Origin of the sequence: Streptomyces sp. NPDC001231 (genome assembly GCF_042896885.1) — a bacterium.
GTDB lineage: Bacteria > Actinomycetota > Actinomycetes > Streptomycetales > Streptomycetaceae > Streptomyces.
In genome coordinates, this window is the sequence record NZ_JBIAXS010000023.1 from 58,479 (window position 1) to 74,161 (window position 15,683).

Below are 15,683 nucleotides of genomic sequence, written 5' to 3' on the forward strand. Positions count from 1 at the left end.
TCGGCTCCCACCCGCCATAATCAGCCATGATATATGGCGATTTGCCGGAGTTCCGTCCCGTACGGGGGTAGCCGGTTCAGCCGACGCGTGCGGTGAACGCCTCGTAGGCCCGGTCGTCGAAGAGGACGAAGCGGACCTCTTCGACCGAGGTGCCGGTCTCCCTCACGGTCTCCACCGCGATCCGGGCCGCGTCGTCCATCGGCCAGCGGTAGACGCCCGTGGAGATCGCCGGGAACGCCACGGTGCGGGCGCCCAGATCGTCGGCGACGCCGAGGGACGCGCGGTAGCAGGAGGCCAGCAGGTGCGAGCGGTCCTCGGTGCGGCTGTGGACGGGGCCGACGGTGTGGATCACCCAGAGGGCGTCCAGTTCGCCGGCCGTGGTGGCGACCGCCTGGCCCGTGGGCAGGCCTTTGCCGTAGCGGGAGGCGCGCAGGGCGCGGCACTCCTGGAGGATCGCGGGGCCGCCGCGGCGGTGGATGGCGCCGTCGACGCCCCCGCCGCCGAGGAGGGAGGAGTTGGCGGCGTTGACGATCGCGTCGGCTCGCTGCCTGGTGATGTCGCCCTGGACGAGCTTGATGACGGTGGTCATGTCTGCCGCAGCCTCCTCCAGACGGCCTTCGCGGCGTTGTGCCCCGACATGCCGTGCACGCCGGGGCCCGGCGGGGTGGCCGACGAGCAGATGAAGACGGCCGGGTGCGGGGTGCTGTACGGGAACAGCGACGGTTTCGGGCGCAGCAGGATCTGGAGCCCGGAGACCGAGCCGGAGGCGATGTCGCCGCCGACGTAGTTGGCGTTGCGGGCGGCGATCTCGGGCGGGCCGGCGGTGGCGCGGGCGAGTACGCGGTCGCGGAAGCCCGGGGCGAAGCGTTCCAACTGGCGTTCCACGGCGTCGGTGAGGTCGCCGGTCCAGCCATTGGGGACATGGCCGTACGCCCAGAAGACCTGCTTGCCCGCGGGGGCGCGGGTGGGGTCGGCGACGCTGGGCTGGACCGTGATGAGGAAGGGCGGGTCGGGGGCGCGGCCCTCGCGGGACGCGGCGCGCAGCGCGGTGCCGATCTCGGTGCTGTCCGCGCCGATCTGCACGGTGCCGGCGCCTCGGGGCTCCCGCGCGGTCCACGGCACCGGGCCGTCCAGGGCGTAGTCGATCTTGAAGACGCCGGGGCCGTAGCGGTAGCCGTCGTAGTAGCGGCCGAGGCCGGCGATGCGGGCCAGCGCGGTGGGCGAGGTGTCGAAGACGTACGCCCGAGCGGGCGGCAGGTCGTCGAGGCGCTTGACCTCGTAGTCGGTGTGCAGGGCGCCGCCGAGGTCCTTGAGGTACGCGGCGAGGGCGTCGGAGATCGCCTGGGAGCCGCCGCGGGCCACCGGCCAGCCGCGGGCGTGCGCGGCGAGTGCGAAGATCAGGCCGACGGCGCCGGTGGCGAAGCCGCCGAGGGGGGCCATGACGTGGGCGACGAGGCCGGCGAAGAGGGTCCTGGCCCGCTCGTCCCGGAAGCGGCGCATCAGCCACGTGGACGGGAGCAGGCCGACCAGGCCGAAGCGGGCCAGGGTGACCGGGTCGCGCGGGAGCGCGGTCAGGGGCAGCGACATGAAGTCGCGGGCGAGGGTGTCCCACCCGGGCAGGAACGGCTGGACCAGTCTGCGGTACGTGCCCGCGTCGCGCGGTCCGAAGGAGGCGGCCGTCTCGGCGACGGAACGGGCCAGCACGGCCGCCGTGCCGTCCAGGAAGGGGTGCGCCATGGGCAGCTCGGCGTGCAGCCACTCGAGGCCGTAGCGCTCCAGGGGCAGGGTGCGGAACGCGGGCGAGTTGATGCCGAGGGGGTGTGCGGCGGAGCAGGGGTCGTGCCGGAAGCCGGGCAGGGTGAGCTCCTCGGTGCGGGCACCGCCGCCCACGGTTTCCCGCGCCTCGAACACCGCCACGTCGAAGCCGCGGCGGGCGAGCTCCACGGCAGCGGTCAGTCCGTTCGGCCCCGCACCCACCACGACCGCATCGAGCATCGACGGCACCTTCGGACCCCCTAGTCAGCCGATGGCCACTCAGCCCCAGGATATGCCGCACCCCCGACACACCGAGGGCGGGGCGGCGGGCTCCGGAACAGGGCGGTGTCGCAGGGGGCTGCCCCGGCGCCCTTGGGCGGTTGTGCCCGGAGACAGGGCGGCCCTTCGGGACGGGGAAGCCCTGGGGGGCGGCCCTCGGGGTAGGGGGCCCGGTGACAGACCCGGCCCCACAGGCCCGGGGCGGAGTCCGGCACCGTGATCGGGCCGAAGCCCAGCGTGAGCGGACTCGCCGGGGTCGGGGCCGGCGCCCCCGTACCCGAACTCGCCAGGGTCGGGGCCGGCTCCCTGATCCCGACCCGGGCTCGCCGGGATCAGGGAGCCGGGGGCGGGCCTTACGCGCCGGGCGAGGCGGTGAGGAGGCCGGTGATGTGGCGGGCCGTGGCCGTGTTGCGGGCTGCTGTGAAGGGCAGGGTGTTGCCGCCCGTGATGCGGAAGGGGGTGCCGGTCAGGGTCAGGTGGGTGCCGCCCGCCTCCTCGACCAGGAGGAGGCCCGCCGCGTGGTCCCAGGCCGCCTCCCAGCAGAAGGCCGTGGCGTCCAACTCGCCCCGGGCGACGGCCAGATACTCCAGGCCCGCCGACCCGCAGGGACGCGGCGCGACACCGTCCGCCCACAGGCCGCGCAGGGCCCGCTTCTGTTCGTCCGTCGTGTAGTCGGGGTGGGACGTGGCGACTTCGAGGGGCCGCCCCGGCTCGGGCGCACCGCAACGCAGGGGTACGCCGTCGAGGAAGGCGCCCTGACCGCGTACGGCCGTGGCGAGTTGGTCGCGCGCCGGCGCGTACGTCCAGGAGGCGAGCACGACCCCGTGCCGGGCGAGGGCCACCAGGGTGCAGAAGCCGGGGTCGCCGTGCACGAACTGCCGTGTTCCGTCGACCGGGTCGACGATCCAGACGGGGGCGTCGCCCCGTACCGCCTCGTAGACCGCCGGGTCGGCGTGCACCGCCTCCTCGCCGACCACGACGGAGCCCGGCAGCAGGGCGCCGAGCGCGTCCGTGAGGTACCGCTCGGCCAGCCGGTCCGCGTCCGTCACCAGGTCGTGCGGTCCGGACTTCTGGTCCACCTCGTGCTCCGCCAGCCGCCGGAAACGGGGCATGATCTCGGCCGCGGCGGCCTTGCGGACCGCCTCCTCCACGTCGGCCGAGTGACGTGCGAGAAACTCTTCGATGGTTTCCGTCTCTTGGATCATGTCTCTATGAGACCATGCCCCACTGACATTCCCCGCCGGGCCGGTGCACTCCGGATGGAATCGGCGTGAACACCCGTCATCGGACATCCCGGTACGTCCGGTGGAGGCCCGCGGCCGACGCGTGGCGGACGCCGGCCGGCTTCACCGGCCGACCGCGTACCCCTGCATCCCCCGCGGGTTGGCGGCCGCGGACAGGATGCCGGTCTCGGGGCAGCGGGCGACAGCGCACAGGCGTCCCTCGGACCACGGCCCGCCGACGGTCACGTCATGACCGCGGCGCCGCAGTTCCCGGACGACCTCCGCGTCCATGCGGGACTCGACGGTGACGCTGCCGGGGCGCGACCCACGCGGGTAGAACGAGCCGGGGAAGCTGTCGTTGTGCCAGTTCGGCGCGTCGATGGCGCCCTGGAGGTCGAGGCCGCCGCGGACGGCGGCGCGCAGCGCGACCGCGAGGAGGAAGTGCGTTTGCCACTGGTCCTGCTGGTCGCCGCCGGGCGTGCCGAACGCCATGACGGGCACCCCGTCGCGCAGCGCGATCGACGGGGTGAGGGTGGTGCGTGGACGGCGGCCCGGCGTCAGCGAGTTGGGCAGGCCCTCCTCCAGCCAGGCCATCTGGAGCCGGGTGCCGAGCGGGAAGCCCAGCTCGGGCACGACGGGGTTGGACTGGAGCCAGCCGCCGCTGGGTGTGGCGGCGACCATGTTGCCCCAGCGGTCGACGACGTCGATGTGGCAGGTGTCACCGCGCGTGCCGCCGTCGGCGGCCACGTCGGGTTCGCCCGGCCCAGGTGACGTGGGGCTCTTGGCGAACGTCGGCTCGCCGACGCCCATCGCGTCGAACTCGCCCTCGCCGGCGGCCACCGCGTGCGCGTGCGTGCTCAGCCGCGGGACCTGCCCGCCTGGGCTGCCGGGCCGCAGCTCGTACGAGGCGGCGGCGCCGACCAGCCTCCGCCGCTCCGTGTTGTACGGCGCCGACAGCAGCTCCGCCAGCGGCACCTCGGCGGCGTCCCCGTACCAGGCCTCCCGGTCGGCCATGGCGAGCTTGCAGCCCTCGATGAGCAGGTGGACGTAGTCGGCGGAGCCGTACGGGGGCAGTTCGGCCGGGAGAAGGGCGAGTTGCTGGAGGAGCGCCGGGCCCTGGCTCCAGGGTCCGGCCTTGCACACGGTCCAGCCGTTCCAGTCGTACGTCGCCGGAGTCTCGTAGGTCGCGGACCAGGCCGCGAGATCGGCGGCCGTCAGGGTGCCGGTGTGCCGTTCGCCGCTGGTGTCCAGCGTCGGCCGCCCGGCCTGCCGGACCAGCGCCTCGGCGATGAAACCGGTGCGCCACACCTCCCGCGCGGCCTCGATCCGCGCCTCCCGGTCCCCCGCGCCCGCGCTCTCGGTGAGCAGCCGCTTCCAGGTGGCGGCGAGCGCGGGGTTGCGCAGCAGCGTGCCGGGGCGCGGCGAGTGTCCGCCGGGCAGGTAGACCTCTGCGGACGAGGTCCACTCGGTCTCGAACAGCCTCCGCACGGTCTCGACGGTCTCGCCGACGCGCTCCACGGGCGCGTGCCCGTGCTCGGCGTACCCGACGGCGTACTTGAGGACGTCGTCGAGGGACTTCGTGCCGTGGTCGCGCAGCAGCACCATCCACGCGTCGAACGCGCCCGGCACGGCGGCGGCGAGCGGGCCGGTGCCGGGTACGAGGTCCAGCCCGAGCGCCCGGTAGTGCGCGACCGTCGCCCCGGCCGGGGCGACACCCTGCCCGCACAGCACCCGCACCTCGCCGCCCGCCGGGGCGAGCAGGATCGGCACCTCACCGGCGGGCCCGTTCAGGTGCGGCTCCACGACGTGCAGTACGAAGGCGCCGGCCACGGCCGCGTCGTAGGCGTTGCCGCCGTCCTCCAGCACGGCCATCGCCGACTGCGAGGCGAGCCAGTGGGTGGAGGACACCATGCCGAAGGTGCCCTGGAGGGTGGGCCGGGTGGTGAACATGCGGTGTCCTACCTCGCTGTTTCCGCGCGTCGGTCGGTCCGGGCGCACGACCTCATCTCAGCGCACGTCCGCCGGCGGCTCAATCCTCCCGGCGTACACCCCCTGGTTCTCCTCACCGACATGCTGCTCGAACGTGATGTCGGCGCCGCCGTACGGGATCAGGAAACCGAAGTCCAGCCGGTGACTCCTGATCCGGTACGTCTTCGCGTCCAGGACCAGTACCTCGTCGAGGCCGGAGAGCGTCAACTGGGCGTCCTCGACGGCCACCCCCGCCTTGCGGAGCTGTTCAGCCGTCGGATCGAACTCGCGCTTGGCCTTCTTCGCCCAGGCCCGGTCCGCGACGGCACTCAGCTTCCGCTTGCCGCTCGCGACGCGGAGTTCCACGGTGCCGCCGCCCGTATCGGTCGCCTTCACGTCTCCCCCGGCGGCCTTCGCGTACGTCCGGAATTCTTCGACGACCGCGACCGGGTCCTCGACCTTGTTCCGCATCTCCGGGTCGGTGACGGGTGCGTGCTTCCAGGGCGCGTCACCCTCCCTGAGGTGGGCGGTGCCGTCGGCGACGTACATCTCCTCGTTCTTCCTGGTCCCCTTGCTGCTGGTGATGACGCCCTCGGACCGCAGCACCTCCGGCTTCATCGCGCGCCGGACCGTGGCCCGGTAGGTCGCCGCGTTCTTCTGCCCCTGGAGAGTGAGCCCCTCCTCCCCCTTCACGGAGAAGGTCCAGGCGGGCTCCTCGGCCATCGCCTTCGCCGCGAGGTCGAGGAAGTCCAACGGCGACTCTGGCGTCGCGGACGGCTCGGGCGTCGCGGACGGCTCGGGCGTCGCGGACGGCTCGGGCGTCGCGGACGAAGGCGCCGCCACCTCGGGGCTTCCCGCCGCCCCGGCCGGCTCCCCCGCCTCAACTCCGCATGCGTCCAGCGAGAGCACGAGCGGGAGTACGAGCACGAGGGCACACCGGAGGCTGGTTCGCATGGACCTTTTCCTTACGTCACGGCGGAGCGGCGCGGACTGTACAGCAACACTCGGCCGCGATCATCCCGACGGTCATTTCGCGCATATCGACACACTCGTCGACTCGTCCTCGGCCTCATCACTCTGAAACCGGTACGCGCTGAAACCGGTGCGCGTCGCGCCCAGCCCCTGACGGCTGGGCCGCCAGTTCGCACCACACGGTCTTGCCGCCGGGCCACCGATCCACACCCCACCGCACGCTCAGCGCGTCGAGCAGGGCGCGGGCCGTGAGCGGGTTGCAGTTGCCCAGCGCGATGAGGGACCGGCTCGGACAGCGGGCGGCGAAGCTCGGCAGGTCGACACCGAGGGACGGCAGCGTGATGCCGTGCGCGGCCAGACGGAAGCGCAATACAGCGGGGACATCATCGACGATCCGGCCGAGACGCGTACGTCCGCCGGATACGCGAACTGCTGGACCTTCCCCTGCCCGCTGCACAGCCGACGCAGGCACGCCACGACAGGTCCGCCCCGGCACCCGTGTGACCTCCCCCGCACCCGGCCCGGCCGTGGGAACACCATGGCGGTCCGCAGTGTTGCTCTGCTGCGGCGGATCGGAGGTCGGACTGTGCACGGTGAGTACAAGGTCCCCGGCGGCAAGCTCGTCGTCGTGGACGTGGAGGTCGAGGACGGCTCGCTGCGGCACGTGCGCGTGGCGGGCGACTTCTTCCTGGAGCCGGACGAGGCGCTGGACGCCGTGAACCGCGCGCTGGAGGGCGCCCCCGCGGACACCGCCGCGGCGGGCCTGGCCGCCCGGATCGACGCGGCGCTGCCCGAGGGCACCGTGATGTACGGGCTGACGTCCGAGGGCGTCGGGATCGCGGTGCGCCGCGCGCTGGCGCACGCCACGGACTGGACGGACTACGACTGGCAGCTCGTCCACGAGGGCCCGCAGTCCCCCGCACTGCACATGGCACTGGACGAGGTACTGACGGCGGAGGTCGCCGCGGGCCGGCGTCCGCCGACCCTGCGCGTGTGGGAGTGGGCCGCGCCCGCGGTGATCATCGGCAGTTTCCAGTCGCTGCGCAACGAGGTGGACCCCGAGGGGGCGGCGCGGCACGGCGTCGAGGTGGTGCGCCGGATCTCCGGCGGCGGCGCGATGTTCGTCGAGCCGGGCAACACGATCACGTACTCGCTGTCGGTGCCGGAGGCGCTGGTGCAGGGGCTGTCCTTCCAGGACAGCTACGCCTACCTGGACGACTGGGTGCTCGGCGCCCTCGGCGACATGGGCATCCGGGCCTGGTACCAGCCGCTGAACGACATCGCCACCGACCAGGGCAAGATCGCGGGCGCCGCGCAGAAGCGGATGGTGGCACCGGGCGGAGGGCCCGGAGCGGTGCTGCACCACGTGACCATGTCGTACGACATCGACGCCGGCAAGATGCTGGAGGTGCTGCGGATCGGGCGGGAGAAGCTGTCCGACAAGGGCATCGGGAGCGCGAAGAAGCGGGTGGACCCGCTGCGCCGGCAGACCGGGCTCGCCCGCGAGGAGGTCATCGCGCGGATGGTGGGGTCCTTCCGCGCCCGGTACGGGCTGACAGTCGGCAAGGCGACCGACGAGGAGCTGGCCCGCGCGCGGGAGCTGGCGCGGACGAAGTTCGGTTCGGACCAGTGGACGGCGCGGGTGCCGTAGCGTTCACGCGCACCGTCACCGGCCCCCGACTCCTGGGCGGGAACGAGGAGTTGCCCCGCGCGGCCTCAAGGGTCCTGCTCCGTTTCCCCTCCCTGGGCCGGGACATAAACGGCAAACGGTACGTCAGGAGTGGGCGGCCGTAACCGCGCGGGCACGGAGCGGAGTACCGCTTCCGCCACACGAGGAGTCATGTGACACTGAGGTCCCGTCCGCGGTGCGGAATCGCTTCCCACCGCGTCCGTCCCCCACACGAGAAGTGCGCCGTGCGTGAACTTCCTCTCCCCCTCGCGCTCACCGCGCGTCTGAGTCCGGTCGTCGTGCTCGCCTGCGCGGGCTGGGCGTTGACGTCGGGCCCGTTCGCCGCCTCCCCGGCCGCCGCCGATCCCAAGGCCGCACAGCAGGAGAACCGCGGCGCCGACGACGGCTCGTCCTCCGAGCCGTCCGCGCCGTCGTCGACCGCGGTGACCAAGACGTACGCGTCCGCCCCCGCGCCGTGCACCAGCATCGCCGAGAAGACGATCACGTCCCTGGTGCCGGGTGCCAAGGCGGCGGGCAAGGAGATCCCGTCGACGGACACCAAGGTGCGCCGGACCTGCTCCTGGAACGCGCTCAAGGACTACGACTACCGCTGGCTCGACGTGTCCTTCGAGATCATGGCGACGGACGAGGCGGCGCTGAAGTCGTACGAGCAGCGGACCACCGACAAGAGCGGCGGCGGGGCCGTGCCCGGCCTCGGGGACAGCGCCTACTCGGTGGTGAACCTCACCACCGAGGACAAGCAGGAGACCCGCGAGGGCCTGGTGCTGGCCCGCGCCGCCAACGCGATCGTGGTCGTCACGTACAACGGCAGCGACTTCGAGTCGAAGAAGGCACCGAGCACGGACGAGATCAACAAGGGCGCCATCAAGGCCGCCAAGGAGGCGATGGCCGCCCTGGAGAACGGTCGCACGGGCTGACCGTCCTCCCCGGGCGGTGAAGCGCTTCGGACGGTGACGCGCGTCAGACGGTGGCCCGCTGCCGGCTGCGCGCCGCCATCAGCAGCAGGTACAGCACCAGCGAGGTGCCCAGGCCCACCGCCCAGCCGTAGTCGGCGAGGGACTTCAGGGCCGGGATGGGCCGGCCGTCGATCAGCGGGTGGAAGTCCGCGCCGCCGATGGCCAGCACGCCGCCCACCACGAAGGCCACGACCGCCCGCCAGTTCCAGCCGCCCTCGTACCAGTAGCGTCCGCCCGCGCGGTACAGGTCGGCCAGGTCCAGCCGGGAGCGCCTGAGGACCCAGTAGTCGGCGATGAGGATGCCGGCGACCGTGCCGAGCAGTCCGCCGACCAGGCCGAGCCAGGTGAAGATGTAGCCCTGCGGGTCGGCGTACAGCTTCCACGGGCACATCACCACGGCGAGCACGGCGGTGACGAGCGCGCCGGTGCGGAAACTGACCTTGCGCGGCGCGACGTTGGAGAAGTCGAAGGCCGGGGAGACCATGTTGGCCGCGATGTTGACCGACAGGGTCGCCACCAGCACGGTGACCAGCGCGTAGAGCAGCCCCACCACGTTGTCCGTCTTGGCCGCCAGTTGCACCGGGTCCCACACCGGCTCGCCGTACACGGCCTGGGAACCTGAGGTGACCAGCACGGACAGGAACGCGAACAGGGTCATGGTCGTGGGCAGTCCGAGCGCCTGGCCCCGGGTCTGCGCCTTCTGGCTCCTGCCGTACCGGGTGAAGTCCGGGATGTTCAGCGACAGGGTGGACCAGAAGCCGATCATGCCCATCAGGGAGGGCGCGAACAGTTTCCAGAAGTCCGCTCCCCAGCCCAGTTTCGACGGCTGGTCGAAGAGCGGGCCGAGTCCGCCGGCCTTGCTGCTCATCCACCACAGCATCACGAAGGCGCCGACGAGCACGAAGGGCGCCGCCCAGTTCTCGAACCGGCGGATGGTCTCCATGCCCCGGTAGATGACGGCCACCTGGATCGCCCAGAAGATGGCGAACGACAGCCACATCGTCCAGGCGTGGCCGCCCACCTTCGCGGCGTCCGTCCAGCCGTTCCCGATCAGCTTCCCGGCGAGGAAGTAGATCGCCTCGCCGCCGATCCAGGTCTGGATGCCGAACCAGCCGCACGCCACCAACGCCCGTACGACGGCGGGCAGGTTGGCGCCGCGCACGCCGAAGGAGGCGCGGGCGAAGACCGGGAAGGGGATTCCGTACTTGGGTCCCGCGTGCCCGGTGAGCAGCATGGGGACGAGCACGATCAGGTTGGCCAGGGCGATGGTGAACACCGCCTGCTTCCAGTCCATGCCGACGGCGATCAGACCGGAGGCCAGGGTCCAGGAGGCCGTGTTGTGGGCCATGCCGACCCACAGTGCGGAGAAGTTGTACGTGGTCCAGGTGCGCTGGGCGACCGGGACGGGCAGCAGGTCCGCGTTGGCGTAGGGGCCGCTGGGCGGCGGAGTGCCGGGAGCGATCTCCACCCGCCCGTCGGGGAGGGTGACCTGCGCGGACGGCGGTATGGCCGGAGGAGCGGTGTCGGTCATGGGCAGCCCAATCGATGAGACGGGTCGAAACGGGGCGGTGCGGGCGCCCGGCCCCTCCCCGGGGAGGTGGGGAGGGGGGACAGGAGGGGTGGGGGGATGTGAACAGCGCTCGGCGGATCAGGAGTTGACGGCCGGGATGACCTGCTGCCCGTACGCGTCGATCACGGCTTCCTGCGCGTCGTGCATGTCGTACACGGCGAACTGGTCCACGCCCAGCTCACGCAGCGCGTTCAGCTTCTCGATGTGCTTCTCGACCGGTCCGACCACGCAGAACCGGTCGACGATCTCGTCCGGCACGAACTGCGTGTCCGGGTTGCCGCTGCGCCCGTGGTGGGCGTAGTCGTAGCCCTGGCGGGCCTTGATGTAGTCGGTGAGTTCGTCGGGGACGGCGGCGGAGTGCTCGCCGTAGCGGGTGACCAGGTCGGCGACGTGGTTGCCGACCATGCCGCCGAACCACCGGCACTGGTCGCGGGCGTGGGCGAGCGCCTCGGGCGAGTCGTCGGCGGTGACGTACGCCGGGGCGGCGACGCAGATCGTCACCGCGGACGGGTCGCGCCCGGCCGCGGCCGCCGCGTCCTTCACGGCCTTCACCATGTACTCGGTCAGATAGAGGTCGGCGAGCTGGAGGATGAAACCGTCGGCCTCCTCACCGGTCATCTTCAGCGCCTTGGGGCCGTACGCGGCCATCCACACGGGCAGTTCCGCGCCCGGCTTGATCCACGGGAACCTGATCACCGTGCCGCCGAGGTCGGCCTCCTCGCCCCTGCCCAGCGCCCGGATGACCTTCATAGCCTCGCTGATCCGGGCCAGGGTGTTGGGTTTGCGGCCGGCCACCCGCATCGCGGAGTCGCCGCGGCCGATCCCGCAGACCGTGCGGTTGCCGAACATGTCGTTGAGGGTGGCGAAGGTGGAGGCGGTGACCTCCCAGGTGCGGGTGCCGGGGTTGGTGACCATGGGTCCGACGGTCAGCCTCTCGGTGTTCGCGAGGATCTGGCTGTAGATCACGAACGGCTCCTGCCAGAGCACGGCGGAGTCGAAGGTCCAGCCGTAGCGGAAGCCGTTGCGCTCGGCGCGCTTCATCAGGCTGACCACGCGCGAGGCCGGCGGGTCGGTCTGGAGGACGAGTCCGAAGTCCATGGGCGGCACTCCTAGTCGAGGTACTGGCAGGTGGAGCGCGGGGTGTAGACGCCGTGCCCGGCGTGCCCGGTGTACTCCCGCTCGGTGATGACGGGTTCGCCGCGGGAGAGCACGGTCTCCACCCGGCCGGTGACCCGCTTGCCCTCGTACGCCGAGTAGTCGACGTTCATGTGGTGGGTCTCGGCGGACATGACCTGCTCGGCGTGCGGGTCGTAGACGACGACGTCCGCGTCGGCGCCCGGCGCGATGGTGCCCTTCTTCGGGTACATGCCGAACATACGGGCCGGGGTGGCGCAGGCGATCTCGATCCAGCGGCGGCGCGAGATGTGCCCGTCGACGACGGCCTGGTGGAGCAGGTCCATCCGGTTCTCCACGCCCGGCATGCCGTTGGGGATCCTGGAGAAGTCGCCGCGGCCGAGTTCCTTCTGGCCGGTGAAGCAGAAGGGGCAGTGGTCGGTGGAGACCACCTGGAGGTCGTTGGTGCGCAGGCCCTTCCACAGGGCCGCCTGGTGCTCCCTGGGGCGAAGGGGCGTCGAGCACACGTACTTGGCGCCCTCGAAGCCGGGCTCGGCGAGGTTGTCGGTGGACAGGAACAGGTACTGCGGGCAGGTCTCGCCGAAGACGTGCAGTCCCTGGTCGCGTGCCCTGGCCAGCTCGGCGACCGCCTCCTGCGCCGAGACGTGCACGACGTACAGCGGCGCGCCCGCGACCTGGGCGAGCCGGATGGCGCGGTGGGTGGCCTCGGCCTCCAGCAGGGCCTTGCGGACCTCTCCGTGGTAGCGCGGATCGGTCTCGCCGCGGGCCAGTGCCTGTTCGACCAGGACGTCGATGGCGATGCCGTTCTCGGCGTGCATCATGATCAGGCCGCCGTTGTCGGCGGCACGCTGCATGGCGCGCAGGATCTGCCCGTCGTCGCTGTAGAAGACTCCCGGGTAGGCCATGAACTGCTTGAAGGAGGTCACGCCCTCCTCCACCAGGAGGTCCATCTCCTTGAGCGTCTCCTGGTTCACATCGGAGACGATCATGTGGAAGCCGTAGTCGATCGCGCAGTTGCCCTCGGCCTTGGCGTGCCAGGCGTCCAGGCCCTCGCGCAGGGCTCCGCCGACGGTCTGGATGGCGAAGTCCACGATCGTGGTCGTGCCGCCCCAGGCGGCGGCCCGGGTGCCGGTCTCGAAGGTGTCCGCGGCGTAGGTGCCGCCGAAGGGCATCTCCATGTGGGTGTGGCCGTCGACCCCGCCCGGGATCACGTACTTGCCGGTGGCGTCGATGGTCCGCTCGGCGGTGAACGCCCCGGCGGCCGGGGTGCCGGAGGCGGCGAGGGCGGCGATGCGTCCGTCCTCGATCAGGACGTCGGCGTGGATCTCGTCGGCGGCGGTGATGACGAGGCCGCCGCGGATGACGGTGCGGCTCATGCTCCCTCTCCTTCCGGTCGGGTGTGCACGGTGGGTCGCGGGTCCCCGGTCAGGGCGCGGTCAGCGGCTCGTACGTGCCCGGGGCGCGGTCGCGGTAGAACTGCCAGCGGTCGCGGACCTCGCGCAGCTTGGCCAGGTCCAGGTCGCGCACGACCAGTTCGGTGTCCTTGTCGCTCGCCGGTTCGCCGACGAACTGCGCCTCCGGATCCACGAAGTACGAGGTGCCGTAGAAGTCGTTGTCCCCGTACTCCTCGACGCCCACCCGGTTGATCGCGCCGACGAAGTACTCGTTGGCGACGGCCGCCGCCGGCTGCTCCAACTGCCACAGGTAGCCGGACAGTCCGCGCGAGGTGGCCGACGGGTTGAAGACGATCTCGGCGCCGGCCAGTCCGAGGGCCCGCCAGCCCTCCGGGAAGTGCCGGTCGTAGCAGATGTAGACGCCGATCCTGCCCGCCTTGGTGTCGAAGATCGGCCAGCCGCTGTTGCCGGGCCGGAAGTAGAACTTCTCCCAGAAGCCCTTGACCTGCGGGATGTGGGTCTTGCGGTACTTGCCGAGGTAGGAGCCGTCCGCGTCGATCACGGCGGCGGTGTTGTAGAGGACGCCGGGCTGCTCCTCCTCGTACATCGGCAGCACCAGGACGATGCCGAGTTCCTTCGCGAGCGCCTGGAAGCGCCGGACGATCGGGCCCTCGGGGATCTGCTCGGCGTACTCGTAGAACGCGGGGTCCTGGACCTGGCAGAAGTACGGTCCGTAGAACAGTTCCTGGAAGCACAGCACCTGGGCGCCCTGCGCGGCCGCGTCGCGGGCCGCCTGCTCGTGGACCTGGATCATGGATTCCTTGTCGCCGGTCCACGCGGTCTGGAAGAGGGCGGCACGGATCACCTTGCTCATCGGGACCTCCACTCGCTGGGTGTGCGGGGAGCGTAGAGAGCCGGCGGCTCCGCTTTGAGGTGCACCGTGTCACGTCTGCGGGGGCGGGGCGTGCCACCGTGTCACTCCGGGTCCGTCCCATGTCTCACCGCCGTTCTCCCGGCCGTTCTTCCGGCTCAATCCAGTTGCGCGTCGTGCGCGAGGAGCGCGATGTGCACCGAGGCGGCCTGCTCGAAGTCGTCGAGGTCCACCCCGAGGCACGCCTGTATGGACTCCAGGCGGCGGTAGAGCGCGGGCCGGGAGACGTGGTGGAGCTGGGCGGTGCGGGACTTGTTGCGGCCGGTGGCGAGGTAGGTGCGCAGCACGGACAGCAGGTCGTCGTCGGCCCGGCGCAGCAGGCCGTCCAGTTCCCGCTCGGCGAAGGACTGCACGTGCGGGTCGTCGCGCAGCAGCCGGACCAGGCCGCGCAGGTGCACGTCCTTCAGGCGTACGACGGCCGGGAGGTCCAGGGCGGCGGCGGAGTCGGCCACGGCCCGGGCGACGTGCCGGGCCTCGCGCAGCCCGGCGGGCACGTCGTCCCAGACGGTGCGGGCGTCCGCGGCGGCGACGACCGTGCGGTCCGCGCCGGGCCCGTCGCGCAGCCGGGCCGCGAAGTGCTCGGTGAGGGCCTTGGCGTCCTGGTCGCGGGCGAGGCTGAGCAGCACGGCGGTGGCGCCCCCGGCCAGCTCGGCGACCAGTCCGGGAAGGCCCAGCAGGCGCAGCAGCCGGTCGAGTCCGGCCACGTCGCCGTCCGGTACGACCAGCGGTACGAAGCTGCGCCGGTTGACCGGCAGCCCGGCGGCCCGCGCCCGGGGCAGCAGCTGCCGGGCCGGTACGGCTCCACCGACGAGGTCGGTGAGCAGGCCCTGCGCGGCCTGCTCCTCCCAGGAGCAGCCGGCGTTGCCGCCGAGCATGCGGTGCAGGACGAGGGCCTCGGCGGCGCGGTCGGCCAGCAGCCGTCCGGTGGCGCTGTCGCCGCGGTGGCCGCACAGCACGATCCGTCCCCACCGCTCCCCGCGTCCGCCCAGTTCGGCGCGGATCCAGCCGTCGCCCTGGCCGGCGCCGGCCTGCCGGGCGATGCGTTCCCAGTCCCGCAGCACGTCGTCGACCGCCGACCGCTCCCCCGCCGTGGCCAGGACGCGGTGGGCGAGGTTGGTGACGACGACGGGGCAGGCGCTGTGCTGGGCGATCTCGTCGAGCAGTGCCTGGAGTGGGGCGTCCGCCGTGATCAGCGCGGTGAGGGCGGTGCGTACGGCCTCCGACAGGCTGACGGAGGCGAACTTGCGGCGCACCAGCCGGGACTGGACCTCCTCGGTCAGCTCGGCGAAGGGGAAGGGGCGGTGCAGGACGACCAGGGGCAGCTGGCACCGCTCGGCGGCCCGGCGCATCACGTCCGGCGGCATGGGGAAGGCCCGGCCCAGACCCAGTACCACGGCCGCGGCCTCCGCGCGGTGCAGGGAGCGGATGTACTCGGCCTGTTTCTCCTCGTCGCCGGCGAGCAGCACGCCGGTGGTGAGGACCATCTCGCCGCCGCTGAGCATCACGCCTACGTCGGCGGCCTCGGCGACGTGCACCCAGCGCACGGGCCGGTCGAGGTGGCCGGCGCCGGCCACCACCTCGGGCTCCCCCGCGAGCACCCGCTCCAGGGTGAGGACCTGGCGCACCGACAGGGCGGGTTCCGGCGGGTTCCAGGTGGTCGGGGGTGTGTCCGAGGCGGTGGTCATGTCGACGTTCCCCTCTGCGTACGGTCCGGTTCGCCTCCGCTGGTGCCGCGGCAGACAACGTTTGCCCGTGAAGGAGCGGCGTCCGGTGCGTTCCCCCACGCTCGGCTTCGCTCGCGCGGGCGGTGC

General features: G+C 72.2%; 13 protein-coding genes. 2 read left to right on the forward strand and 11 right to left on the reverse strand.

Annotated elements, in window-relative coordinates:
• Positions 1 to 76: 76 nt before the first annotated feature.
• From ACFY3J_RS26125 to ACFY3J_RS26150, 6 genes are all read right to left on the reverse strand, one after another.
• Positions 77 to 589 carry an O-acetyl-ADP-ribose deacetylase gene (locus ACFY3J_RS26125; protein WP_384184873.1) on the reverse strand — a complete coding sequence of 171 codons (513 nt, stop codon included), beginning with the start codon at positions 587 to 589 and terminating at the stop codon, positions 77 to 79.
• On the reverse strand, positions 586 to 1,995 hold the full coding sequence (locus ACFY3J_RS26130; RefSeq protein ID WP_384184871.1) for a phytoene desaturase family protein: 1,410 nt from the start codon (positions 1,993 to 1,995) through the stop codon (positions 586 to 588). Before ACFY3J_RS26130 ends, ACFY3J_RS26125 begins: the two co-directional genes overlap by 4 nt.
• 392 nt (positions 1,996 to 2,387) lie before the next feature.
• Positions 2,388 to 3,239 carry an inositol monophosphatase family protein gene (locus ACFY3J_RS26135; protein ID WP_384184868.1) on the reverse strand — a complete coding sequence of 284 codons (852 nt, stop codon included), beginning with the start codon at positions 3,237 to 3,239 and terminating at the stop codon, positions 2,388 to 2,390.
• A 141-nt stretch (positions 3,240 to 3,380) separates the two neighbouring features.
• Positions 3,381 to 5,207 (reverse strand): gamma-glutamyltransferase family protein, encoded by a 1,827-nt coding sequence (locus ACFY3J_RS26140; RefSeq protein ID WP_390841850.1) that lies wholly within the window; start codon positions 5,205 to 5,207, stop codon positions 3,381 to 3,383.
• Between the two features lie 57 nt (positions 5,208 to 5,264).
• The gene (locus ACFY3J_RS26145) at positions 5,265 to 6,179 is read right to left on the reverse strand and encodes a hypothetical protein (RefSeq protein WP_390841851.1); all 915 of its coding nucleotides are present in this window, start codon (positions 6,177 to 6,179) and stop codon (positions 5,265 to 5,267) included.
• A gap of 118 nt (positions 6,180 to 6,297) precedes the next feature.
• The gene (locus ACFY3J_RS26150) at positions 6,298 to 6,567 is read right to left on the reverse strand and encodes a hypothetical protein (RefSeq protein WP_384185105.1); all 270 of its coding nucleotides are present in this window, start codon (positions 6,565 to 6,567) and stop codon (positions 6,298 to 6,300) included.
• Positions 6,568 to 6,783: 216 nt separating this feature from the next.
• Here ACFY3J_RS26150 and ACFY3J_RS26155 point away from each other — a divergent pair, with 216 nt between their 5' ends.
• Both ACFY3J_RS26155 and ACFY3J_RS26160 read left to right on the forward strand, forming a co-directional pair.
• Entirely contained in the window at positions 6,784 to 7,848 is a 1,065-nt protein-coding gene (locus ACFY3J_RS26155) for a biotin/lipoate A/B protein ligase family protein (protein ID WP_384184859.1), read from the forward strand.
• Between the two features lie 263 nt (positions 7,849 to 8,111).
• Entirely contained in the window at positions 8,112 to 8,804 is a 693-nt protein-coding gene (locus ACFY3J_RS26160) for a hypothetical protein (protein ID WP_384184856.1), read from the forward strand.
• Between the two features lie 43 nt (positions 8,805 to 8,847).
• On the opposite strand, the gene ACFY3J_RS26165 is transcribed toward ACFY3J_RS26160, so the two are convergent.
• From ACFY3J_RS26165 to ACFY3J_RS26185, 5 genes are all read right to left on the reverse strand, one after another.
• Positions 8,848 to 10,374: an NCS1 family nucleobase:cation symporter-1 gene (locus ACFY3J_RS26165; RefSeq protein WP_384184854.1), complete on the reverse strand. Its 1,527-nt coding sequence runs from the start codon at positions 10,372 to 10,374 to the stop codon at positions 8,848 to 8,850.
• Between the two features lie 117 nt (positions 10,375 to 10,491).
• Entirely contained in the window at positions 10,492 to 11,511 is a 1,020-nt protein-coding gene (locus ACFY3J_RS26170; protein WP_384184851.1) for a TIGR03842 family LLM class F420-dependent oxidoreductase, read from the reverse strand.
• Between the two features lie 11 nt (positions 11,512 to 11,522).
• Positions 11,523 to 12,923 (reverse strand): dihydropyrimidinase, encoded by a 1,401-nt coding sequence (gene hydA, locus ACFY3J_RS26175; RefSeq protein ID WP_384184848.1) that lies wholly within the window; start codon positions 12,921 to 12,923, stop codon positions 11,523 to 11,525.
• A gap of 49 nt (positions 12,924 to 12,972) precedes the next feature.
• Entirely contained in the window at positions 12,973 to 13,815 is an 843-nt protein-coding gene (locus tag ACFY3J_RS26180) for a nitrilase-related carbon-nitrogen hydrolase (protein WP_384184845.1), read from the reverse strand.
• 155 nt (positions 13,816 to 13,970) lie between these two features.
• Positions 13,971 to 15,557 (reverse strand): PucR family transcriptional regulator, encoded by a 1,587-nt coding sequence (locus tag ACFY3J_RS26185; RefSeq protein WP_390841852.1) that lies wholly within the window; start codon positions 15,555 to 15,557, stop codon positions 13,971 to 13,973.
• Positions 15,558 to 15,683 lie beyond the last annotated feature (126 nt).